This window comes from Xanthobacter aminoxidans (assembly GCF_043193615.1).
Taxonomy (GTDB): Bacteria; Pseudomonadota; Alphaproteobacteria; order Rhizobiales; family Xanthobacteraceae; genus Xanthobacter; species Xanthobacter aminoxidans.
In genome coordinates this window covers 1089384-1112012 of sequence record NZ_JBAFUS010000002.1, presented here as the reverse complement: position 1 = coordinate 1112012, position 22629 = coordinate 1089384, and the positions used below count along the sequence as shown (strand labels likewise).

18 protein-coding genes are annotated in these 22629 nt (G+C 69.2%); 7 read left to right on the top strand and 11 right to left on the bottom strand.

The window, feature by feature from the left end; genetic code table 11:
* Positions 1-290 precede the first annotated feature (290 nt).
* The 3 genes from V5F74_RS14200 (at position 291) to V5F74_RS14190 (ending at position 6394) form a co-directional block, all read left to right on the top strand.
* The gene (locus V5F74_RS14200) at positions 291-4661 is read left to right on the top strand and encodes an apolipoprotein A-IV repeat region-like domain-containing protein (RefSeq protein WP_029558650.1); all 4371 of its coding nucleotides are present in this window, start codon (positions 291-293) and stop codon (positions 4659-4661) included.
* 131 nt (positions 4662-4792) lie between these two features.
* A complete protein-coding gene (locus tag V5F74_RS14195; RefSeq protein ID WP_029558651.1) occupies positions 4793-5785 on the top strand; it encodes a P1 family peptidase in 993 nt (330 codons plus the stop codon).
* An 84-nt stretch (positions 5786-5869) separates the two neighbouring features.
* On the top strand, positions 5870-6394 hold the full coding sequence (locus V5F74_RS14190; RefSeq protein ID WP_250165774.1) for a hypothetical protein: 525 nt from the start codon (positions 5870-5872) through the stop codon (positions 6392-6394).
* Here the strand turns inward: V5F74_RS14190 and V5F74_RS14185 are convergent.
* A complete protein-coding gene (locus V5F74_RS14185; RefSeq protein WP_394008681.1) occupies positions 6382-7902 on the bottom strand; it encodes an FAD-dependent oxidoreductase in 1521 nt (506 codons plus the stop codon). The two genes, V5F74_RS14190 and V5F74_RS14185, sit on opposite strands and share 13 nt — an antisense overlap.
* Before the next feature lie 189 nt (positions 7903-8091).
* On the opposite strand from V5F74_RS14185, the gene V5F74_RS14180 reads away from it, so the two are divergent.
* The gene (locus V5F74_RS14180; RefSeq protein ID WP_024278884.1) at positions 8092-8613 is read left to right on the top strand and encodes a SixA phosphatase family protein; all 522 of its coding nucleotides are present in this window, start codon (positions 8092-8094) and stop codon (positions 8611-8613) included.
* 2 nt (positions 8614-8615) lie between these two features.
* On the top strand, positions 8616-10082 hold the full coding sequence (locus tag V5F74_RS14175) for a YcjX family GTP-binding protein (protein ID WP_394008679.1): 1467 nt from the start codon (positions 8616-8618) through the stop codon (positions 10080-10082).
* Between the two features lie 45 nt (positions 10083-10127).
* Here V5F74_RS14175 and V5F74_RS14170 read toward each other — a convergent pair whose 3' ends face one another.
* The 4 genes from V5F74_RS14170 to V5F74_RS14155 all read right to left on the bottom strand — a co-directional run bounded on the left by V5F74_RS14170 (position 10128) and on the right by V5F74_RS14155 (position 13730).
* Positions 10128-10766, bottom strand: a complete 639-nt coding sequence (locus V5F74_RS14170; protein WP_024278882.1) for an ABC-type transport auxiliary lipoprotein family protein — start codon at positions 10764-10766, stop codon at positions 10128-10130.
* Positions 10767-10773: 7 nt separating this feature from the next.
* On the bottom strand, positions 10774-11697 hold the full coding sequence (locus V5F74_RS14165) for an MlaD family protein (RefSeq protein ID WP_394008677.1): 924 nt from the start codon (positions 11695-11697) through the stop codon (positions 10774-10776).
* A gap of 92 nt (positions 11698-11789) precedes the next feature.
* The gene (locus V5F74_RS14160) at positions 11790-12596 is read right to left on the bottom strand and encodes an ABC transporter ATP-binding protein (protein WP_394008675.1); all 807 of its coding nucleotides are present in this window, start codon (positions 12594-12596) and stop codon (positions 11790-11792) included.
* A 6-nt stretch (positions 12597-12602) separates the two neighbouring features.
* The gene (locus tag V5F74_RS14155) at positions 12603-13730 is read right to left on the bottom strand and encodes an MlaE family lipid ABC transporter permease subunit (RefSeq protein WP_024278879.1); all 1128 of its coding nucleotides are present in this window, start codon (positions 13728-13730) and stop codon (positions 12603-12605) included.
* A 297-nt stretch (positions 13731-14027) separates the two neighbouring features.
* Between V5F74_RS14155 and dgcA the strand changes: the two genes are divergently transcribed.
* On the top strand, positions 14028-15008 hold the full coding sequence (gene dgcA / locus V5F74_RS14150) for an N-acetyl-D-Glu racemase DgcA (protein ID WP_394008673.1): 981 nt from the start codon (positions 14028-14030) through the stop codon (positions 15006-15008).
* Here the strand turns inward: dgcA and V5F74_RS14145 are convergent.
* Genes V5F74_RS14145 through V5F74_RS14130 form a run of 4 tightly spaced genes read right to left on the bottom strand, consistent with a single transcriptional unit; the run spans position 14960 to position 19046 of the window.
* Positions 14960-16162, bottom strand: a complete 1203-nt coding sequence (locus tag V5F74_RS14145) for an MFS transporter (RefSeq protein WP_394008671.1) — start codon at positions 16160-16162, stop codon at positions 14960-14962. The two genes, dgcA and V5F74_RS14145, sit on opposite strands and share 49 nt — an antisense overlap.
* Before the next feature lie 6 nt (positions 16163-16168).
* Positions 16169-17170 (bottom strand): threonine ammonia-lyase, encoded by a 1002-nt coding sequence (locus V5F74_RS14140; protein ID WP_029558658.1) that lies wholly within the window; start codon positions 17168-17170, stop codon positions 16169-16171.
* Entirely contained in the window at positions 17167-18234 is a 1068-nt protein-coding gene (locus V5F74_RS14135) for a glycosyltransferase family 4 protein (protein WP_029558659.1), read from the bottom strand. Before V5F74_RS14135 ends, V5F74_RS14140 begins: the two co-directional genes overlap by 4 nt.
* The gene (locus tag V5F74_RS14130) at positions 18234-19046 is read right to left on the bottom strand and encodes a UDP-2,3-diacylglucosamine diphosphatase (RefSeq protein WP_024278874.1); all 813 of its coding nucleotides are present in this window, start codon (positions 19044-19046) and stop codon (positions 18234-18236) included. The genes V5F74_RS14135 and V5F74_RS14130 overlap by 1 nt, the downstream gene beginning before the upstream one ends.
* A gap of 617 nt (positions 19047-19663) precedes the next feature.
* Between V5F74_RS14130 and V5F74_RS14125 the strand changes: the two genes are divergently transcribed.
* Positions 19664-20512, top strand: a complete 849-nt coding sequence (locus V5F74_RS14125; RefSeq protein WP_374251816.1) for a fumarylacetoacetate hydrolase family protein — start codon at positions 19664-19666, stop codon at positions 20510-20512.
* Between the two features lie 34 nt (positions 20513-20546).
* Here V5F74_RS14125 and V5F74_RS14120 read toward each other — a convergent pair whose 3' ends face one another.
* The gene (locus tag V5F74_RS14120; RefSeq protein ID WP_394008669.1) at positions 20547-22208 is read right to left on the bottom strand and encodes a DUF4166 domain-containing protein; all 1662 of its coding nucleotides are present in this window, start codon (positions 22206-22208) and stop codon (positions 20547-20549) included.
* A complete protein-coding gene (locus V5F74_RS14115; RefSeq protein WP_394008667.1) occupies positions 22201-22614 on the bottom strand; it encodes a thiol-disulfide oxidoreductase DCC family protein in 414 nt (137 codons plus the stop codon). The genes V5F74_RS14120 and V5F74_RS14115 overlap by 8 nt, the downstream gene beginning before the upstream one ends.
* Positions 22615-22629 lie beyond the last annotated feature (15 nt).

Sequence of the window (22629 nt, the reverse complement as noted above, 5' to 3'; positions counted from 1 at the left end):
TCCGGCCACTGGCTATAGCGGCTTGCCTCGCGCCGCACCAGCGTGGGCGCCGATTGTCGCGGGTCCCGCCCGTGCGAACCGAATGGCCAAGCCCAAGCCAAGCCGCTCGATATTAACGATATCTTCATTAATGCGGCCGGGGCGGTTCAAACGGAGCCGCGGCCTGTCTAGGATAAGAAACGGTAAACCATCTTCGTCCGGCATGGCCGGATGACGGGGGCGTGTACGGGTATCGGAGCCTTGAGCGGCATCACGCCAGGGCACCGAAAGCGGGCAGAGGCGACAGCGAGATGAAGAACCCGAAGAAGATCCAGGACCCGACCGAGGCGGCTCTGTCGGCCATCCAGGAGGCTCTGACTCTCGAGCTCGACAATGCCGAGGCCAATGCGGCTGCGGCCAAGGGGGGCGAGGCGCCCCTGCCGCCTGATCGCGGGACCCCGCTGGATCGACCGCCCGCGCCCGAACGTGTTCTCTCCGGTCCCGGACCGCAGCGTGAAGGCCGCCCCATCAACCGCCGGCCGCGTCCCCCCGAGGGTGGCGAAGTTCGCGTCGACGGCGGCCGCCGCGAGGGCGCGCCCCGCCCCCGCAGCGAAGCCGAGCGCCGCGCCGCCAACGACGACCGCCAGCCCATCGGCCAGCTTCTCGGCCAGTTGCAGAAGAAGGCGCCGGTCGTGCCCTTCTACTGGGCGACGGGCGCCTCGCTCGTGTGGATCGTCATCGGCATCATCTTCGCCTACACCGTCCATCATAGCCTGATGGCAAGCTCGAACGGGCTCCAGTCGCTCGGCGACTCCCCGGCCCTGCTCGGCATCTTCGCCGGCATCCTCATTCCCCCGCTCGCCTTCTTCGGCATGGCCAGCATCGTGCGCCGGTCCCTGGAATTGCAGGGCATCGCCCGCTCCATGACCGAGGTCGCCCTGCGCCTCGCCCAGCCGGAATCCATTGCCACGGAGAGCGTTGTCACCGTCGGTCAGGCCGTGCGCCGCGAGGTCGCCGCCATGGGCGACGGCATGGACCGCGCCGTCGCCCGCGCCGGTGAGCTGGAATCCATGGTGCGCGCCGAGGTCGCCACCCTGGAGCGCGCCTATGAGGAGAACGAGACGCGCATCCGCACGCTGATCGACGACCTGCAGGCCGAACGCCACAACATCCAGATCGAGACCGAGCGCCTGCGCGAGGGGATCATCGCCGCCGAGACGGTGCTCTCCAGCGAGGTGAAGGACGTCGCCTCGCGCATCCACACCACCATGATGGAAGCGAGCGAGCAGGTCACCGAGATCCTCGGCCAGAAGGGCGAGCACATCACCGCCGCCCTCGCCCGCGTCGGCGACAGCATGATCGACAGCCTCACCGCCAAGGGCGGCGAGCTGATCGACCGCCTCCAGCTCACCGGCTCCGACATCCGGCAGGATCTGTCCGAATCCGGCGACCTGCTGGTGGAAACCCTGCGCTCGCGCACCGACGACCTCGCCTCCAACCTGCTCGCCACCACCACCGACGTGTCGCAGCTGGTCGAGCGCTGGGGTGACGAGGTGAACAACAACATCGACCGCCTCAAGCAGGGCATCACGGACACGCTGGCCGAAAACGTCGGCCGCTTCGCCGACGACATCGACGTGCGCGTGGCCGAGGTGAACTCCGCCTTCCGCGCCACCAGCGAGAGCGCGGTGGTCGAGTTCTCCACCCGCGGCGGCGAACTCGTCCGCAAGCTCGAGGAGACCGGCGAGCGCGTCGCCGAGACGCTGGCCGTGCGCGGCACCGATCTCGCCGACCGCATCGAAGCCACCGGCAACCGCATCTACGAGGCCGTCGCGGTGCGCGGCGAGGATCTGCAGCAGCGCCTGTCCGAGACCGGCGAGCGCATCACCTCCTCGCTCGACCGCTCCAGCAACCAGGTGGTCACGGCGCTCGTGGACAAGGGCAACGAGGTCACCGCGTCCCTCAACGGTGCCGGCGAGGACATGACCGAGCGCCTGTCGCGTGTCGCCACCGAGGTCACGCAGGCCATCGGCGCCCGCGGCTCTAAGGTGACCGAACAGTTCCGCGAGACCGCCGACATTCTGGTGGCGACCATCGGCACCAAGAGCGACGCCATCAAGGAGATGCTCACCGCCCGCCTCAAGGCGATGGAGGAGACCATCACCGTGCGCGGCGCCGAGCTCGCCGACCGCATGCAGCATGATGCCGCCCACCTTGCCCGCGCCATGCAGGACGGCGTGAAGAACTTCGACACCACGGTGAAGGTGCACGCTCCCGAGCTGGTGGACCAGATCACCCACCGGGTGGCGCTGGTGAACGAGAACCTGCGTCTCGCCACCTCGACGCTGGACGAGCGCCTGTCCGCCACCACGGACACGGTGGCGACCATCATGGACCAGCGCTTCTCGCGCATCGAGCAGACGCTGGACCAGCGCGCCCAGAGCCTGACCGAGACGCTCGCGACCCGCACGGTCAACTTCGCGCGCACCATCGCCGAGGGCACGAAGAACGCCACCGAGTCCCTCGACAAGTCGGTGGAGACGCTGGAGAACTTCTTCGCCACCCGCTCCAAGGCGCTGGGCGAGGTGCTCACCGACCGTGCCGATGCGGTGAACCGCAATATCGGCGTCCGGGCGCAGGAGATCGCCTCCGTGCTCGACGGCCGCGTCCATCGCATCGAGGAGCTGGTGCTCGGCCGCCTCGATGGCGTCGCCACGTCGCTGGAAGTGCGGGGCACCGCCATCGCCGACGCCCTTGTCGGCCGCATCGAAACCGTCTCCGGCTCGCTGCGTGCCGAGGCGAGCGAAGTGGAGCGCTCGCTCACCACGCTATCGAGCAACGTCAGCCGTACCCTCACCGAGCATTCGGAGAAGGTGGCGGATAGCCTCGGCACCCGCCTGACCGAGATCGCCCATCTCATCGACGACAAGAACGGCACCTTCCTGTCCGCGCTGGAGCGCACCAGCCAGCGCGCCGTGTCGGAGATCACCGCCACCAACAGCGCCCTGCGCACGGACGTGGGCGTCATCATCGAGCGCCTCGATGATGCCAACTCCACCTTCCAGGGCGCCCTCACCCAGGCTGTGTCCCACCTCGACGCATTCGCGGGCACCTTCGCCCGCCAGGTGGAGAGCTTCGGCGGCGCCGTCTCCGGTATCGCCCTGAGCGCCGACGCCACTGCCGAGCGCTTCCAGTCCCAGATCGGCTCGCTCAAGGAAGTCTCGACCACCGCGCTGGCCCAGATGTCCTCCCTGTCCGAGCGGCTCGAACAAAACCGCCGTCTCATGGACGAGGCGACCCAGACGCTCGCCTCCACCCACGACCAGGTGGACAGCACCCTCGCTGCGCGTCGCGAAGCGATGGAGCAGCTCGCCCGCTCCCTCGCCCAGCGGGTCGGAGACGTGGAGAGCCGCCTTGCCGCCTTCCACACCATGCTCGACGAGACCTATTCGGCCTCCCAGAAGCAGGCCAGCGAGATCGCCAGCGTCATCGCGGCGGCCACATCCGGCTCCACGGAGGCGGTCGCGCAGCAGCTCGCGCTGGTCCGCACGGCTGCCGACGCCGAGCGCGAGCGTTCCGCCGCAGCCCTGCGCGAAACCTACGAGGTGGCGCTCAACGACGTGCACACCCTCTTCGGCGAGACGGGCAACCGCTTCACCGCCGTCGCCACCGATCTCAAGCGGGTGGCCGAGGATGTGCAGCAGGCCATCACCCTCGCCCGCGAGGAGATGAAGCGCGGCATCCTCGAACTGCCCGCGGAGACCGAGGCGAGCGCCGCCACCATGCGCCGCGCGGTCGCCGAGCAGATCAAGGCCCTGGCCGAGCTCAACGAGATCGTCGCCCGGCAGGGTCAGGCCCTTGATGTGGTGGAAGCGTCCGCCCGCGCCGCGCAGCAGGAGACGGCCCGCGCCTCCCGCGAGGCATCGCGTGAGGCCCCCTCCGCCCTGCGCAGCCGCCCCGAGCGCGAGCCCCGCGCCGAGAGTCCCCGCTCGGAACTCCAGCGCTCCGAGCCGGCCCGCGCCGAGGCGAGCCGCCAGGATACCGGCCGGCAAGATATCGGCCGGCAGGAGCTGACCCGCGCCGACATCAGCCGCAGCGAGACCGGCCGTTCCGAGCCGGCCCGCAGCGAAGGCGCAAGCCTGCTCCAGTCGGAGCTGCGCCGTGCCCCCGCCAACCGCCGCGCTGAACCGGCCGAGCGTCCCGCTTCCCGGCCCGCCGCCCGCACCGAGACCAACGGCGAGGAACGCGACAGCTGGCTGACCGAGCTTCTCGCCCGCGCCTCCGGCGAGCTCAATGAAGACACGCCGCGCTCCCGCCCGGCGGCCCCCGCCCCCGTGGCGGCCCCGGAGAGCCTCGACGACCTCTCCGCCGACATCGCCCGCATGGTGGATCATCAGGCAGCCGTGGAGATGTGGGACCGCCACAATAACGGCGAGAGCCATGTCTTCTCCCGCCGGCTCTACACCCTGCAGGGCCAGCAGACCTTCGACGCCCTGAAGCGCCGCTACCGCGCCGATGCAGGCTTCCGCGAGACCGTCGATCGCTACGTCGCCGAATTCGAGCGGCTCATCGATCAGGTGTCCGGCGACGATCGCGGCAGCACGCTGGCGCGCACCTACCTCACCTCCGACACGGGCAAGGTCTACACCATGCTCGCCCACGCCTCCGGGCGCCTCGACTGAGGCAGGACGGATCGGGTCTCGTCGACGAGGCCGGACGCAACAAGGACCGCGCCGGGCCAAAGCCCCCGGCGCGGTCTTTCCATTTTCGGGGCTTGCTTGCAGGGCCGGGGAAACCGGTAGGGAAGAGCGAGATGCGCAACCTCATCACCGACGTGCCCGGCCTCCTGGTCGGGAACGCCACCGAACCGCACATCGGCACGGGCGCCACCGTCATCCTCGCGGAGGAACCGGCGGTGGCGGCGGTGGACGTGCGCGGCGGGGGGCCGGGCACGCGGGAGACCGATCTGCTCGACCCGGCGGCGACGGTGGAGCGCGTCGATGCCATCACCCTTTCCGGCGGCTCGGCCTTCGGCCTTGATGCGGCCTCCGGTGTCATGGCGGGGCTCGCCGCGCGGGGGCGGGGCTTTGCGGTGGGCACCGCGCGCGTGCCCATCGTGCCCGGCGCCATCCTGTTCGACCTGCTCAATGGCGGGGACAAGGGCTGGGAGGGCCATCCGCCCTACCTGCAGCTCGGCCGCGATGCGCTGGACGCGGCAGACGTGGATTTCCACCTCGGCTCGGTGGGGGCCGGCACGGGCTGCACGACGGCGACCGTGAAGGGCGGGCTCGGTTCGGCCTCGGCCATGACCGCGACCGGCCATGTGGTCGGCGCCATCGTCGCGGTCAACGCCGCCGGAAGCCCGCTGTTCGGCGACGGCCCGCATTTCCGGGCTGGCCACTATGAGCGGGGCGGCGAGTTCGGCGGGCTCGGCGCGCCGACGCATGTTCCGGATGAGGCGAGCGATCCCCGGCTCAAGGGCGGCGTCTCGCGTTTCGCCACCACCATCGCCGTCGTTGCGACCGATGCAATCTTGACCACGGTGCAGGCGCGCCGGCTTGCCATCATGGCGCAGAACGGCCTCGCACTCTCGCTCTTTCCCGTCCACACGCCGCTCGACGGCGACGTGGTGTTCGCCATGGCGACCGGCCGCAAGCATCTGGCGGCGCCGCTGCCGGACCTCGCCCGGCTCGGCGCCCTCGCCTCCATCGTGCTGGCGCGCGCGGTGGCACGCGCGGTCTATGAGGCGCGCCGCCTGCCCTTCCCGGACTGCCAGAAGAGCTGGCACGATCATTTCGGACGCTGACGCCGTTCGTCCGACGTCGGGCCGGCGTTAGCCGGATGCACGGCGCGCGGGATCGGCTATAAGCCCGGGGATCCGAGGATCCCCATGACCGCACCCTCCACGCCCCAAGTCCCCCTCCGCAGCCCCACCCCCGGCAAGCCCGAAGGCGCGCCGCGCCTCGGCGGGGCACTGGCCTTCCTGTTCTGGTGCGCCTGCGGCATCGCCGCATTGCCGCTGGCCGGGCTGTTCACGCTGATCTCTGCACTGGGCCTCACCGGCGCGCGCTCCGCCTTGTTCGATTCCTTCGCGGGTGCGGGCGTGGCGCAGCAGGTGCTGCGGCTGGGGCTGATGCCGCAGGTGGTCTTGTTCTGCTGGGCAGTGGCCATGGTGGTGCTCACCGTGGCCCGCGCGCGCATCGCGCTTCTCGTGCTGCCGTGGGTGCTGGTGCTCTGGCTGGCGACGACAGGCTACAGCCAGTTCGCCATTCGCGACGCCATTGCTCCGGACGGCGCCGATCTCGGCGCGTTCGCGGCGCTGATGCCAGGGCTCCTCGCGCAGGCGGCGGGCGTCGCAGCCTTCTTCGGCTATTTCAGGGAAGGCACGCGACCGCAGAGCTTCTACCGCCGCTGAGGCGGCGCCTCGTCTTCCAGCTCGCCGTGCGGCTCCACCGGCAGCCGCCTGCGCCGGCGGCCGTTTTCGGACGCAGCGCGGGTGGCAAGGCCAGATGCCCAGCCCGAGGCGGCATGGAGCGCGGCCCGCGCCGCATGGCGGGAGGCCGACGCCGCCGAAGCGACGCTCCGCCGGGCCAGCGCACCGGCCGTCGACGGTGCCGGAAGGGGGGCGGGAAGGTCCGGCTCCTGCGCCGGTGCGAGGGCTGGCGCGCCCTTCTCCATATGCAGGCGCGCGGCGAGGCGCACGTGCCAGAAGGCCGCAAAACGCGCCACCCGTCCGGTCCATCCCGAAAGGCCACCCGTGGCGAAAGGCTGGAGCAGGGCGATCCTGTCGTCCCGCTCGGCGATCGCACCCACGATCATGCGCGCAGCAAGGAAATCGAGCCCAAGCGACCCGGCACCGGGTGCAAGCGCGTACCAGACGCCGCGCTCGCCCTCATACAGCATCGGCATGCCGCCCGGATCGGGCAGGCTCCGCGCCCGCGCGCCTTCCACCAGCCCGCTGCCGACCGGATAGACCTCGGCCGCGTGGCGCCGCAACACACGCGCCGCACCGACGCGCGTCATCACCGGCAGGGCCGATTGGGCGGCAAGCGCCAGCCGGTCGCCGTCCAGATGATATGCGAGCCCGGTGAGGCCAAACTCCTCGACGACGCCGGCATAAGGCACGTTGCTGCCCGGCAGCCGGAAGCCGCCCGAAACCCACGGCGCCCGTGGCAACCGGGCGACGCCCGAGCCGAGGCGGGCAAACGCCGCCGGTCCGCACACGGCGACCTGAAAGGCGCGGACCCGCTGGTTCGCCATATCGAGATACTTGCGGACGCCCTTCAGATCGACCGAAAGCGCGCCCTCCACATTGACGAAACGCACGCCGGCCGCCCGGGCCGTGTCTTCCAGCGCCGCGACGAGGGAAGCGGTGCGCACGCGTTCGGCCGGCACGACGCCGAGGCCGGCGGCAAAGGTTTCCGTGCCAAGCAGCGCCGCCAGATCGTCCGCGCCGACGAAGACTGTGGTGTCGGGCGCCAGCTCCTGGCGCAGCTCGTGCTCGCGATAAAGGTCTTCGGCCGCGTGGGCACGCGCCACGGTGAGCCGCCCGCGCGGGCCGATCTCGACGCCGAGACGCTCGGCGAGGGCCAGCCCCGCCTCCGCCGACTGGGCGGAGAGAATGAGCAGTTCCTGCGCATCGTCGCGGCCGACCCGGCTGGAAAGCTCGAGGGTCGAGAGCGGAAAGCCGGGAGCCACGACGCTGTCGAGCGGCCAGGAGGGCACGGCCGCCGAAGGGCCGGCCATGGCCAGCAACACCACGTCGCGCCCGCGCCGGGCGAGATCCGCCGCCAGAACGAGGCCGGCGACATCTCCGCCGACCACGCAGACGTCGCAGTCGATGATCCGCTTGGGGCCCGCGGCGGAGCGCTCGGGCACCGTCGCATCGTGCGCGGGGGGCCGGGGCGCAGACGTCTGGCTCATGAATTGGTCCAATAAGAGATGGGCAATGCTGACGCCGCCAGCTTGAGAAAGCGTTTATTTGCGGCGCTCTAATGGCATTTGACCGGCTATTGCGCCGGGGGGCGTGACGCTGCGGCGCGGCAGCGGTCATTGCGCTGCACAGGCCGCGTGCGCCATAAGGAGCCGCAATTCGTTGATCGGTTAGTAACCATGCGCCGTCTCATTTTGCTGCGCCACGCGAAGTCGGACTGGCCGGACGGCATCGCCGACCCGGAACGGCCCCTTGCAGCCCGTGGCCGGAACGCGGCGCCCCGCATCGGTGCCTATATCGCGCAGGAACACCTGCTGGCTGATCGCATCCTGGTGTCGCCCGCCCGTCGGACGCGTGAGACGTGGGATCTTGTGGCCGCCCGCCTGCCGCCGCCGAAAGTGGTGGCGAGCGAGCCCCGCGTCTACGACGCTTCCGCCGCCCGCCTCATGACTGTGCTGCGCGAACAGCCCAAGGACGCCCACAGCGTGATGCTGGTGGGCCACAATCCCGGCCTCGAAGACCTGGCCGAGCTGCTTGTGGCTTCGGGTCCGGCGCCCCATCTTGCCAGCATGGCAGAGAAATTCCCGACCGGCGGCCTCGCCGTCATCGACCTTCCCGTGGACGAGTGGAGCGCGACAGCGCCCGGCATCGGCCGCCTCGACCGTTTCGTCACCCCCCGCGATCTCGGCGGAAACGACTGACGATGGCGTTCTTCACGGACGCCGTGGACGATGCGCGCATCGCGCTTCAGGCCCTGGCGGATCGGGTGGAGGGCATCGCCCATCCCACCCTGCGCCTCGGTGTGACCGGCCTGTCGCGGGCGGGAAAGACCATCTTCACCACGGCCCTCATCCACGCCCTCACCAAGGGCGCGCGGATGCCCGTCTTCGAGCCGTACCAGTCCGGCCGCATCGCCCGGGCGGAGCTTCAGCCCCAGCCGGACGACGCGGTGCCGCGCTTTGCCTATGAGGGCCATCTGGAGATGCTGGGGGCGGAGCGGCGCTGGCCGTCCTCCACCACCCGCGTCAGCGAGCTTCGCCTCGCCATCCGCTATGCCACCCGGCGCGGCAGCCTCAAGACGCTGACCCTCGACATCGTGGACTATCCCGGCGAGTGGCTGCTGGATCTGCCGCTGATGAACATGTCCTACGCCGACTTTGCCCGGCAGAGCCTCGCCCTCGCGCGGGCGCAGGCCCGGGCGGAGGTGGCCGCGCCCTTCCTCGCGGCGGTGGCCGATGCCCCCACAAGCGGGCCAGCCGACGAGGCGCGGGCGCGGGAGGTGGCGGCGCGGTTCACCACATATCTCGCCGCCTGTCGCAGCGAGCGGCTGGCTATGAGCCTGCTGCCGCCCGGCCGCTTCCTCATGCCCGGCGACCTCGAGGGATCGCCGGCCCTCACCTTCGCCCCGCTGGAGGTGGAGGACGCGCCCTCGCGCGCCGATACGCTGGGCGGGATGATGGAGCGGCGTTTCGAGGCCTACAAGCACGCCGTGGTGCGGCCGTTCTTCCGCAACCACTTCGCCCGGCTCGACCGGCAGATCGTGCTGGTGGATACGCTCTCGGCGCTGAATGCCGGGCCCGCCGCCCTCGCCGACCTGGAGCGGGCGCTGGATGGCATCCTCGCCGCCTTCCGCACCGGGCGGAACAGTCTGGTGAGCACCCTTTTCCGCCCCCGCATCGAAAAGGTGCTGTTCGCCGCCACCAAGGCGGACCACCTGCATCGGGCGAGCCATGACCGGCTGGAAGCGGTTCTGGGCCGCCTCGTGGAGCGGGCGCGCGAGCGGGCGCAGGACCGTGGCGCGACTCTTGATGTGGTGGCGCTCGCCGCCATCCGAGCCACCCGCGAGGCCCGCGTGCGGCGGGGTGGTCACGAGCTGGATGCCATCGTCGGCACGCCCGAGGCCGGTCAGGAGGCGGGCGGCCACGTGTTCGATGGCGAGGAGGAGGTGGCGGTGTTTCCGGGCGAGCTGCCGGCGGACCCGGATGCCCTTTTCGATCCGTCCGGTGCAGGTTTCCGGGGCCTCGCCTCATCCATGGCAGGCGACGGGCAGGACGACGTGGATTTCCGCTTCCTGCGCTTCCGCCCGCCTGCGGGCATCGGCGACGCCCCGATCCCGCACATCCGGCTCGATCGGGCGCTTCAGTTCCTGCTGGCCGACCGGCTCGTCTGAACCGGCGGCCGGTTCAGACGCCTTCGGTTCGGACACGCCTTCCGTTCAGAACTTGGTCGAAGCCCAGCGCACCATCTGCACCAGCACCTGCTCCTGCGCCTGATCGAGGGCGGCGGTGGCGGCGGGACCGGCCGATGAGGCGGCCGGCACGGCGGCGCGGAACACCTGCGCCGCCAGAATGCGCCCGCTCTGCGTTCCGATGAGCTTGGCGGAAATCTCCACCACGGCCACCGGCCCCTGATCGGTGATGCGCAGCGCGAAGGTGCGGATGTCCGTCACCAGCGTGTAGTCGGCATTCACGCCGTCGCCGGGACGGGCGACGCGGCGCAGCTTGCTGGCATTCTCGAATGCCTGGATGGTGCGGGCGTGCAGCAACGCCGGGAGATTGTCGCTCCACTGGGCATCGGCGAGATAGGCGACCTGCCCCGCTCCGGGCTCCACCATGATCTTGTCGGTGTTGAGCACGGCAAGCGCCGTCGGCGCCACCACCACCAGCTGCCCGTTGCCGCTGCCGCCGGCCGTGAAGCCGCCGGGAGCCGAGAGGTTGTAGGTGGGAGTCGGGGTCGAACCACAGGCGGCGAGAGAGAGCGCGGCACCGACGAACAGGGACGCGGCAAGCAGGCGGCGCGCCAGAGAAGCGGCCTGGGTCAGCACCGCGGTACGGGAGACGGGAACGTCGCTCATGATCGGCTCATCGCCCGTATTTCGGAATGGAGTTGCCGCCGCCCAGGATGAATTGCTGAGGGTTGCGCTCGATGCCCTTGAGCACGCGGTCGATCTCGCCGAGGGTGCGGCGTCCGTCGGTGGCCAGCGCCTCGAACTGCTTCAGGCCGGGCCCGGTGAAGCGGCTGATCTCGGTGGTGAGGAGCGCCGTCCGCTGATCGAGATTGTCCGCCAGCTTGCGCACGGACGTGGCAGCCTCGGTGGCCTGGTTGAGCAGGCCGTTCTTGTCCTCAGTGGCAGCCTGGAGACTGGAAACCACCTTGTCCACCCGCTCCGCCACACCGTTAAGCTGCTTCACCAGCACGTTCGACTGCTCGATCACGCTCGTCACATCGTCCGACTTGGAGGCGACCGCTTGGGCGAAGGTGTCGATGTTGTGGATGATGTTCTTGATCTCGTCAGGATTGATCGCGTCGAGAAGAACCTCGATCTTCTTCGCGGCGCCCTGTGCGGTATTGATCAGGCCCGACATGCCGGCCCCGCCATCGGACGCGATGCGGGGATAACCGTTCGGGCCCGGCGGCAGCGGGGGGGCGCCCGGTTTTCCGCCGCGGATCGACACCGCGATGATGCCGGTGAGGCCCTGGGATTCCAGGCCCGCTCGCGCATCGGAGAGAACCGGCACCTTGTTGTCGATGCCGATCTGGACCAGAACCTGCCCCGGCTGCCCCGGCACGAGGCCGAGGCTCGTCACCTGGCCGACCGGAATGCCGTTGAACAGCACCGAGTTGCCCTGGCGCAGGCCGGCGACCGAGCCGTCGAAGACGATCTCATAGACCTTGCGGGCCGTGGAATCGTGCGGTCCGGCGAACCAGTACACGAAGCCGAACGCGGCCGCGATGACGGCGAGCGTGAAGGCTCCGATGATGGTGTAGTTGGCCCGTGTTTCCATGCCTCATCCCGGTTCCGTTGCAGCCTGCCCCGCTTTACCGGCCCGCTCCTTGTCCTGGCGCACCCAAAGGCGCGCAATTGCCTCGATCGCGCCTAACGCCGCGCGCTCTGAACAGCCCGTGCCCGCGTGCCGTGGAAATAGGCCCGCAGCCAAGGGTGCTGTTCCGCCATCATGTCCTCGATCGTCCCCGCCGCGATCACCTTGCCGTCAGCGAGCGCCGCGATCCGGTCGCACACCGTGTGCAGGCTGTCGAGATCGTGCGTTACCATGAAAACCGTAAGCCCCAAAGTCTGTTGCAGCGTCCGGATCAGCTCGTCGAAGTCGCCCGCGCCGATCGGATCAAGGCCCGATGTGGGCTCGTCGAGAAAGAGGATTTCAGGGTCGAGCGCCAGCGAACGGGCAAGTGCCGCGCGTTTTATCATGCCGCCGGAAAGCTCGGAGGGTAACTTTTCGGCCACATCGCATTTCAGGCCGACCATCTCGATCTTGGTGAAGGCAATCTCGTCCAGAAGCCGCTGGGACAGCTTGAGATTTTCCCGAAGCGGGAACTGGATATTCTGCTTCACCGTGAGCGAGGAGAACAGAGCGCCCTGCTGGAACAAGACGCCCCAGCGCCGCTCCAGCGCCGAGCGCTCGCGCTCGGAGAGGTCGTCGAGATTCTGCCCGAATACCTCCACCGTGCCCGAGGTCTTCGGCACGAGGCCGAGGATGGTGCGCGTCAGCACCGACTTGCCGCCGCCCGACGTGCCGACGAAACCGAGGATCTCGCCGCGGTAGACGTCGAGATTGAGGTGGTTCAGCACCACTCGGTCGCCGAATCCCACGACGATATCGTGGACCCGGATGATGGCTTCCCGGCCGCTGGTCTGGACTGTGGAGGGGGAGGTCTGCGCGTCCATGGCCGCTCACATGTCGATCGCGGCGAAGAACATGGCGAACACACCGTCCATGACGATCACAAGGAAGATGGCCTTCACCACCGAGGCGGTGGTGTGCTCGCCGAGGGATTCGGCGCTGCCGCCCACCCTCAGGCCTTCCATGCAGGCGACAAGGCCGATGGTCGCGGCCATGAAGGGCGCCTTGTACATGCCGACCTTGAACTGATCGAGGTCGATGGCAAGCTTCAGCCGATCGAGGAACACGTCGGGCGTGATGCCGCCATAGCCCCAGGACACCAGTCCGGCGCCGAAAATGGCGGACATGGAGCCGATGAAAGTGAGCAGCGGCAAAGCGATGACGAGCGCCAGGATGCGCGGCACCACCAGCACCTCGATGGGATCGAATCCCATCACGCGCAGCGCGTCGATCTCCTCGCGCATGCGCATGGAGCCGAGTTCCGCCGTGTAGGCGCTGCCCGAGCGGCCGGCGATCATGATGGAGACGATGAGCACGCCCAGTTCGCGCAGCACCAGCACGCCGACCATGTCCACGACATAGATGTCGGCGCCGAACCGGCGGAAATTGAAGATGCCCTGCTGCGCCAGGATGCAGCCGATGAGGAAGGTGATGAGCAGGATGATGGGCACGGCGCGGAAGCCCACCCGGTCGACCTGGTTCACCATGGAGGTGAAGCGGAAGCTGCGCGGGCGCGCTACCACCCGCAGCAAGGCGGCCACGGTGGCGCCGACGAAGTTCAGAAGCGACAGCGCGTCCTTGGCGGCATTGACGACCTCGTGGCCGAAGCGCTCCAGAATGCCTTCGTGCCGGCGCTTGGGCGGCACCGGCTCGTGCCCCATGCGGGCGAGTTCGTCCAGGAGCACCCTGTAGCGCGGTGCCAGCCCGACGACCTTGGGCTCGATGCCTGCGCCCACCCACGAGCGGCGCAGCCGCTCCAGCAGCAGGGCACCGAAGGTATCCATGCGCTCGACGGAGGCGAGATCGATCTCGACATCCTTGGGCTTGGCATAGGAATGGGCGGTATCGTTGACCGCCTGTTCCAGCTCGTCAGCATATTCAGACGTCCACGCACCGCGGCCGGCCACGGTCAGGCGGTCGTCCTGGCTGTGCACGGAAATCAACGAGGCGTGCGGCAACGCGGCGTCTCCAAAGGCGACCGGCGCGACACGCCGGATGGTCTCAACCCCAGAACAGACTTCGGACCTTACCGTCCGCAGCCCTACCACGACACCTGCCGCGGTCAAACCGTCGCCCCGCTTGAATCCGGCAGCAGCCCAGGCTCCTGCCGAACACGCTCCCGCCCCGCAAGGCAAGAACGCAATCTAGCCATACAGATGAGCGGAGGCGGCGTCGAGATCAGCCAGGACACACCTCGCCACCATCGTCACCTGCCCCGCGATGGGCGGCGCGGAATCGGCTATTAAGCTTAACCCATGGCCGAACTGTCTCTCAGCGTCGAGCGCTTTCCCATCGCCGGCACCTTCACCATCGCCCGTGGCTCCAAGACGGAGGCCGTGGTGGTGGAGGCGCGCCTCACCGCAGGCGGCATCACCGGTCGCGGTGAGTGCGTGCCCTATGCCCGCTACGGCGAGACCGTGGAAGGCGTGGTCGCGGCCATCGAGCAGCTCAGGGCGGACCTTGCCACCGGCCTCAGCCGGGAAATGCTGCAGCACCACCTGCCCGCCGGCGCCGCCCGCAATGCCGTCGACTGCGCCCTGTGGGATCTGGAGGCGAAATCCTCCGGCCTGGGCTGCGCTGAACTGGCCGGTCTGCCGCCCCTGCGGCCGGTGGTCACGGCCTATACCCTGAGCCTCGATACGCCCGAGGCCATGGCCCGCGCGGCGGCAGCCGCCACGGATCGCCCGTTGCTCAAGCTGAAGCTCGGCGCCCCCGGCGACCGCGAGCGCCTTGCCGCCGTGCGCGAGGCGGCGCCGGACAAGCGGCTCATTGTCGATGCCAACGAGGGCTGGAAGGCCGCCGATTTGCCCACCTTGTTCGATGCCTGCGCGGCTGTCGGCGTCGAACTCATCGAGCAGCCGCTGCCGGCCGACGACGACCGCCGCCTCGCCCGGATCGACCGGCCGGTGCCGGTCTGCGCCGACGAGAGCGTCCACGACCGGGCCGGGCTGGCGGATCTGCGCACGCGCTACGACGCCATCAACGTGAAGCTCGACAAGGCGGGCGGCCTCACCGAGGCGCTGGCATTGGCGGAGGCGGCGCACGGGCTCGGCTTCTCAGTCATGGTGGGGTGCATGCTGGCGTCTTCGCTGGCCATGGCCCCTGCCCTTCTGGTCGCCCAGGGGGCGAAGTGGGTGGACCTCGACGGGCCGCTGCTGCTCGCCCGCGACCGCAGCCCCGGGCTTCACTACGAGGGCGCTGTCGTCTCCCCGCCCGAGCCCCTGCTCTGGGGCTGAAGCCGCGCGGCGGCGAGGGCCACGCCCGCCCCCGCCAGACCCAGCGCGCAGCCCGCCAGAAAGGCCATGGGTCCGAACACGGCCCAGAGCGGCCCGGCGGCCACGTTCGCAGCAGACGACATGAGGCTCGATGTCCAGGCGGCGGTGGTCTGCCCCGTGCCGGAGCGATGCTCGCTCACGCCCCGCGTCACAAGATCGACCATGGCGAGATAGGTCGCCGCGAAGGTCAGGGCATGCAGCAACTGCAGCGGCAGCAGCACGGCGAGGGGCGGATCGCTCGCCATCACCGCGAAGCGCACCACAGCCGCCGCGCCGCCGATGGCGATCATTCCATAGGCGCCGAAGCGGCCCAGCAGTGGCCGACCGAAGCGGAACAGCACCATTTCGGCCGCGACACCCACCGCCCAAAGCACACCGATGACCGTGAGCGAGATGCCCTCCGACCGCCAGTGGACGGTGGCGAAGAGGTAAAGCACCGCATGGCTCGCCTGCACCAGCCCGGCCGCGACGATGCCGGCGAGAAAGCCGAGCCGCGCCCGCCGGCCCGTGAGGGGCGACGGCATGGGTTCGGCCCGCAGCAGTTCCGGCAAGGCGAAGGTCGCGAGCACATAGGACGCGTGGCCGGCGACCATGAGCAGGACGACCGAATCCGCGCCTAGCGCGCCGACGATCACGCCGCCGGCGAGATTGGCCGCGAGGAAGCTCGCCGAGCCCCATTGCCGCGCGCGGCCATATTCCGCCCGTCCCGCCCGGGCGAGGCGCGAGGTGTAGGAATCCAGCAGCGAGAAGCCGGGGAACCACGCCGCCGACATGGCGCCGAGGATCAGGAGGATCGCCGGGAGGCTGGAGGTGAAGGCCAGAAGCACCATGGCCGTGACCGTGGCCATTCCCAAGAGGGTGAGCAGCGCCCTCGGCCGTCCCAGCCCGTCCGAGAGCAGGCCGAGCAGGGGTGTCGCGGCAAGCCGGCTGAGCATGGGCACGGCCAGAACGAGACCCATGGCCTCCGGCCCCAGTCCCCGCGCCTGCAACCAGAGCGGCAGATAGGGCTGGAAGATGCCGAGCGCGATGAAGAAGGTGCCGTAAGCCGCCCCGAGCCGCAGCGCGAGCGCGCGCGGCGGCAGATGCCCCTGCCCGTTCTCCCCGCCTTCGTCCACGATGCGTCAGGCGGCGGCGAGGCAGCGGGTGAAGGTTTCCGCGTCCACATTGCCGCCTGAGAGCACGATCACCGCGGTGCCGCCGGAAACGTTGAGCCGCCCCTCCAGCAGGCTCGCCAGCGCCACGGCGCCGCCCGGCTCCACCACGAGCTTGAGTTCGCGGAAGGCGTATTCAACCGCCCGTGCCACCTCGGCGTCGGTCACGGACGCCGCCTCGCCGACGATGCGGCGGGTGATTTCGAAGGTGATGGCCCCGGGAGTGGGCGCCAGCAGCGCGTCGCAGAAGGAGCCGTCGGGCTGGGCATTGCGCTCGCGCACGCCGGAGCGGAAGGAACGGGCGTGGTCGTCGAAGCCCGCCGGCTCGCACACGACCACCCGCGCCTGCGGCGCAACCCGCTTCACGGCGAGCGCGATGCCGGCCACGAGGCCACCGCCGGAGGCATTGGCCGCCACGAGGTCGGGCACGCGGCCGAGGGCGGCGAGGTCCTGCACGATCTCAAGGCCCACCGTGCCCTGCCCGGCGATGATGTGGGGATCGTCATAGGGCGGCACCATGATGGCGCCGCGCTCCGCTGCAATGGCGCGGGCGATGGCGTCGCGGTCTTCGGTGCGGCGGTCGTAGCCCACCACTTCCGCGCCCAGTGCGCGGGTGCGGTCGCGCTTCAGGGCCGGCGCGTCGTGGGGCATGACGATGACGGCCGGCATGCCGAGAATCTTCGCCGCCGCGGCAACGCCCTGGGCATGGTTGCCCGACGAGCAGGCGACGACGCCGGCAGCGCGCGCCTCCTCGGGGATCTGCACCATGCGGTTGAAGGCACCGCGAAACTTGAAGGAACCGGTGCGCTGCAGCGTCTCCGGCTTCAGGAATACGTCGGCGCCCATGCGCTCACTCAGCACCGGCGAGAACACCAGCGGCGTGCGGACCGCGAAGCCGAGCAGCCGCGCGGCGGCAGCATCGACATCTTCGGCGGTGGGAAGAGGGGCGGGCTGAATCTGGGAGGCGCTCATGCGCCGGAAGCTACCCGACGCCGCCGCCGAAGGCGATAGCGCCGCGCGATCGGTCCAATGTCATGCGCGATCAGCACGTTGTCGAGGAACTGCCGGGCACTCTCCCGCCACGTATAGCGCAGTGCGAAGCGGCGGGCGGCGGCGGGCGACAGCTCCAGCGCCTTGAGGCAGGCGGTGCGCAGATCCTCGTCCAGGATGCCCACCTGCTCCGTCGCATCCGCCAGCACGTCGGTCGGGCCGGTGACGGGATAGGCCGCGACGGGAAGGCCGCTCGCCAGCGCTTCCAGGAGCACGATGCCGAAGGTGTCAGTGCGGCTCGGGAAGCAGAAGACGTCGCAGGCAGAATAGACCTGCGCCAGGTCCTCGCCTTCCTTCGAGCCGAGGAAATGCACGGCGGGGAAGCGCTCCTTCAGGCTGGCGAGGGCCGGGCCGTTGCCCACCACCACCTTGGAGCCGGGCAGATCGAGATTGAGGAACGCCTCGATGTTCTTCTCAACAGCCACGCGGCCGACGAACAGATAGACCGGGCGCGGCAGGTTCAGCGTCGCCTCGGGGCGCGGACGGAACAGGTCTGCATCCACGCCGCGCGACCAGCGCATCAGGCGCTTGAAGCCGCGCGCCTCGAGATCCCGCTCCAGCGTGGCGGTGGAGACCATGACGCCGCCGCCGGCATTATGGAAGGAGCGCAGCCACGCATAGGTCAGCCGCTCCGGCACCGGCGCGCGGGCGGCGAGGTATTCCGGGAATTTCGTGTGGTAGGAGGTGGTGAAGGTGCGGCGCGAGGCGATGCACGCCCGGCGCACCAGGATGCCGATAGGCCCTTCGGTCGCGATATGCACGAAGTCCGGCTGCAGCGCCTCGATGCGCCGCATGATCATGCGGGGCGTGGCGAGGGCGAGCCTGATCTCGTTGTAGGTGGGCAGCGGGACGGTGCGGAAGCCCTGCGGGGTCAGGAACTGCATGTCCGCCCCGAGGTTCTCGGCCTCGCGGGCGGTATGCTCCAGGGATCGCACCACGCCATTGATCTGGGGATGCCACGCATCGGTGGCCACGAGAACCCGCATCAGGCCGCCGCGCGCGCCCCCTCGACGACCTCGCCTTCCTGGGCCGGCGCATTCTTCTCCAGCTTGCGCGTCCAGGAAATGATCTCGAGGCGGCCGTCCTCATGCTCGGCAACGGCGGTGCAGCTCTCCACCCAGTCGCCGCAATTGACGTAGCGGACGCCGAACTGGTCGTGGATGGTGGCGTGATGGATGTGGCCGCAGATCACACCATCGACCTGATGGCGCTTGGCCTCCTCGGCCACCGCCTCCTCGAACTTGCCGATATAGTTGACCGCGTTCTTCACCTTGAGCTTGGCCCACTGGCTCAGCGACCAGTAGGTGAGCCCGAGGCGACGGCGGATCTTGTTGAGGTAGGTATTGATGCCGAGGGCCGCCGTGTAGGCCCAGTCGCCCAGGAAGGCGAGCCACTTGGCGTGGCGCACGACCAGATCGAACACGTCACCGTGGATCACCAGATAGCGCTTGCCGTCGGCCGCCTCGTGGATGGCGGTCTCCACCACCTCGATCCCGCCGAAGTGGGTGCCGTAATAATCGCGCAGGAACTCATCGTGGTTGCCCGGCAGGTAGAGCATGCGCGCGCCCTTGCGGCCCTTGCGCAGCAGCTTCTGCACCACGTCGTTGTGCTTTTGTGGCCAGTACCAGTTGGCCTTCAGCCGCCAGCCGTCGACGATGTCGCCGACGAGATAGACGGTATCGGCTTCATTGTACTTGAGGAAATCGAGGAGGAGTTCCGCCTGGCAGCCCTTGGTGCCCAGATGCACATCCGAGATGAAGAGGGCGCGATAGCGGCGCGTTTCAGGACTGTCGCTCACGCCCGATACCTCCACCTTCCGCGGCCCGCCGGTGCGACCGTAACAGCCAGCCCCGGCTAAGGCGCCATCGTGGCACCGGTAAGGCGCCCCGCTCAAGTTCGCCGGCAGGCTGGCCCATTGACCTTCCCGAGGGGCCGGCGCGCTTGCTTTCGACGCTTCGGACTTAGCCGGAGTCGTGTATCCCTTTTATGACGTCCGCCCGCGAAAAGGAAGGCCACCTGCCCAATCCTGCGACTTGCACAGACTAGATGCAGATCATTGCTGCCTCGGGAAGGCGGCTAATAGTCGAGGGTCGAATCGTCCAAGTCATTCCCTCCCGTGCCCGGTCGGGCGACCTGTCAAATCGCAACATCTCATCTCTGCCGACGAGCGCGCGCGACCAGCGCTCACCGTCGAGGGGCGCATCCCGGGGCGCGGCATATTCGCCCCGCTCCTTTCGTCGCATGCGGCGTGCATCGCCTCAGGGCGCGCCGCCTCGGCGCCTGCCGGCGAAAATTATCCGTTCCACCATTGACCTTGGCCGAAGACCGCGCCAGCGTGCCCCCGCCTTGGACGGAGCTGATCCTGCACCGCCCACACCAGAACAACGCCATACAATTCCATCAGGAGTTCCCCCGATGAAGCTGGTCCGCTTCGGCGATTTTGGACGAGAGAAGCCGGGTCTAATCGATTCAGACGGCAAGGTCCGTGACCTGTCCGGCGTCATCGCGGATCTCAACGGCGAGACGCTCGCGCCCGAGAGCCTGAAGAAGATCGCCGCCCTCGACCCCGCGTCCCTGCCGCTCGCGCCGGAAGGCGCCCGCCTCGGCGCCTGCGTCGCCCGTCCGGGCAATTTCGTCGCGGTGGGCCTGAATTTCGCGGACCACGCCGCCGAGACCAACAATCCCATTCCCGAGGAGCCGGTGCTTTTCAACAAGGCGCCGAACTGCATCGTCGGCCCCAACGACGACGTGATGATCCCCAAGGGCTCGCTGAAGCTCGACTGGGAGGTGGAGTTCGCCTTCGTCATGGGCAAGCGCGCCCGCTATGTCGAGGAGAAGGACGCCCTCGACTACGTGGCCGGCTACTGCATCTGCAATGACGTCTCCGAGCGCCATTTCCAGATCGAGCGCTCCGGCCAGTGGATGAAGGGCAAGGGCTGCGAGACCTTCGGCCCGCTCGGCCCCTGGCTCGTCACCACCGACGAGATCCCCGACACCTCCACCCTCGCCATGTGGCTGGAAGTGAACGGCGAGCGCGTCCAGAACGGCTCCATGAAGACCATGATCTTCCGTATCCCGTTCCTGGTGCACTACATCAGCCAGTTCATGGTGCTGGACGCCGGCGACGTCATCACCACCGGCACCCCGCCCGGCGTCGGCCTCGGCTTCAAGCCGCCGCGCTTCCTGAAGGCCGGCGACGTGATGCGCGTCGGCATCGAGGGCCTCGGCGAGCAGTTGCAGACCGTGGTTCCGTTCAAGCTCTGAACGGAGATGGCGGCGGGGCATTGGTCCCGCCGCTTCACGCCATCGCATCGTCGGGCACAAGCCATCCCCGGTAGTGGACGACCCGGCCGAGCCCCGGAAGAGACACCTCCACATCGAACACCGCGCGGCCCTCGGCATCGACGCTCTCGGCCGTCCGGCTCATCGGCAGAAGCATGCGCGGCAGTGGAAGGCCGCAGCAGCGGCCGGCGACGACGGGATATGTGAGCCGACCAGCCTCTACCCTGAGCGCGATGTCGAAGCTGAGCGGCCCGAACCTTTCCCTTATCACTCCGCCACCGCCCGGAGAGAGCCGCGAGCGGAGCGTACGGCCGCCGAAGCGGCGCTCCCAGACCTCGCTCCCCTCGTGCCGCTCCATCCGGACCGTTACGGGGACACGCTTTCCTCCTGTTGGAAATCCCATCAGCACCCGGATCAGCCGCGCCATGTGGCCGTGGCCGGTCTCGATATCCGCCTCCCCCCGCCACCGCCGCACATCCATGACCGTGTGCAGATCGCGCAGGGCGGGTGGGAGCAGTCCGAACGCCGGCCCAAGCACTTCGGCGAATGCGAGCGGAAAGGCGCCGGCCGTGCGGTCCGTAGCGATATTGAAATCCGTCATGGCCTGCTCCGCCTCGCCCAGCTTGAACTCCGCCACGCAACGCCGCGCACCGGCGGAGACCGCGCCTGCCCGCAGTCTGCCGAGCATGACCCGGGCTGGGATGGCGGGCACGTGGGGGCCATCGCCGGCGCCGGCGACAAGAACCCAGTCACGCACCTCCATGGCCCCCTCGCTCGTGAGGCCGGCCACGCGCACGCGCATGCCGCCCGTGTCCGAGCCGAACGGCTCCAGCCGCTCCGCCACCCATTTCAGTGCAGGCGCGAGGGGCGCGAGGGTCCGCACCAATCCCCAGCGCACGGGCAGGGACAGGAGCAGCAGGCCCCCGTGCATGATTTTTAGCTCAAGGCCCGCGCGGAACAGAACCGACCGCGCCTTGAAATGGCTTGGCAGAAGCGCGGGATCGGGTGCCGCGTTGAAGCTCGCCCAGCGTCCGGCAACCGGGCTTTTGCCCGGCACACGCAACGACACGCGCGATAGGCCGCTCCATCCCGGCACCTGCTCGGGGCGGCCGCCCCGCCACATGCGCGTCGGCCGGCCGGCCTGTCCGACGATGGCGCGTACCACGGAGAGGCCGCGCGGAGCGCGGTTGCCCGGCACGATGACCGTGTCGATCAGATGGATATCGGCCATGTCCGACGCGAGCTCAGCCACGGCGGCAGAGGACAGAGCCGGGACGCTCGAAACGCCGGACAGAATGGCGAGGTCGGCCTGACGCGCGGCGGCGTCCAGCATGGCGATGCCGATCGTGAAGGCCGGGTCGTCGGACAGATCGAGATAGTGCGCCCCAACCGCGATCGCCGCCTCGGCAACCCGGTAGGGCCGCGCACCGTAGGACTGGAACGGACCTGCGGCATCGATGACGAGAAAGGGCGACAGGAGAGCAACGCGATCCGCCAGCGCCGGATCCTCCCGATCGATGACCTCGGGCCGGCCGCCATGGATGGCACAGAAGGCGGATGCGGCGTTCCGGTCCCGTCCGGCAACGACGAGGTCAACCCGCTCGTCCCGCGCAAGCGCCATGCAGATACGAGAGCCGAAGACGCCGTAGCCGCCGAGGACGAGGACAGTCTCACGCAATGAGACGCGCCTTCAGCTCCGCCGAAGGGGCCGGGCAGGCCTGCCGGCCGAAGCGATAGCGGTTGCGGGCGACGAAATCATACAAGGGGTCGGCGATCACTTTGGGAATCCACCCGAGCGGAGCCAAGACGGCCCATGGCCAGCCGAGCGCGCCCATCGCTGCCGCGAATGCTTGCAAACGCACATACGGGCGGCCGGAGACGATGACGATGTTGGTCTCCATCAGGTCCGCATCGAGGCCGTACTGAGCATAGAGTGCCCGCCCGGGTGCCGACTGGGCTGTGACGAACAGGAAGCGGCGCTTGCGATCATGGCGGGCGATAAAGCGCGCGAAACCCGAGCAGAAGACGCAGGCACCGTCGAAGACGATGAGGTTCTGGGTGGGCGGAATGGAATCCATGGACATCGCCTGTCTCCGGGT

Bases quoted from the DNA above. Each gene is read 5' to 3' on its own strand.
- V5F74_RS14180 (WP_024278884.1), top strand. From the start codon at position 8,092: ATGCGCCGTCTCATTTTGCTGCGCCACGCGAAGTCGGACTGGCCGGAC.
- dgcA (WP_394008673.1), top strand. From the start codon at position 14,028: ATGGCCGAACTGTCTCTCAGCGTCGAGCGCTTTCCCATCGCCGGCACC.
- V5F74_RS14160 (WP_394008675.1), bottom strand. From the start codon at position 12,596: ATGGACGCGCAGACCTCCCCCTCCACAGTCCAGACCAGCGGCCGGGAA.
- V5F74_RS14200 (WP_029558650.1), top strand. From the start codon at position 291: ATGAAGAACCCGAAGAAGATCCAGGACCCGACCGAGGCGGCTCTGTCG.
- V5F74_RS14140 (WP_029558658.1), bottom strand. From the start codon at position 17,170: ATGAGCGCCTCCCAGATTCAGCCCGCCCCTCTTCCCACCGCCGAAGAT.
- V5F74_RS14185 (WP_394008681.1), bottom strand. From the start codon at position 7,902: ATGAGCCAGACGTCTGCGCCCCGGCCCCCCGCGCACGATGCGACGGTG.
- V5F74_RS14165 (WP_394008677.1), bottom strand. From the start codon at position 11,697: ATGGAAACACGGGCCAACTACACCATCATCGGAGCCTTCACGCTCGCC.
- V5F74_RS14135 (WP_029558659.1), bottom strand. From the start codon at position 18,234: ATGCGGGTTCTCGTGGCCACCGATGCGTGGCATCCCCAGATCAATGGC.
- V5F74_RS14125 (WP_374251816.1), top strand. From the start codon at position 19,664: ATGAAGCTGGTCCGCTTCGGCGATTTTGGACGAGAGAAGCCGGGTCTA.
- V5F74_RS14115 (WP_394008667.1), bottom strand. From the start codon at position 22,614: ATGTCCATGGATTCCATTCCGCCCACCCAGAACCTCATCGTCTTCGAC.
- V5F74_RS14190 (WP_250165774.1), top strand. From the start codon at position 5,870: ATGACCGCACCCTCCACGCCCCAAGTCCCCCTCCGCAGCCCCACCCCC.
- V5F74_RS14175 (WP_394008679.1), top strand. From the start codon at position 8,616: ATGGCGTTCTTCACGGACGCCGTGGACGATGCGCGCATCGCGCTTCAG.
- V5F74_RS14195 (WP_029558651.1), top strand. From the start codon at position 4,793: ATGCGCAACCTCATCACCGACGTGCCCGGCCTCCTGGTCGGGAACGCC.
- V5F74_RS14170 (WP_024278882.1), bottom strand. From the start codon at position 10,766: ATGAGCGACGTTCCCGTCTCCCGTACCGCGGTGCTGACCCAGGCCGCT.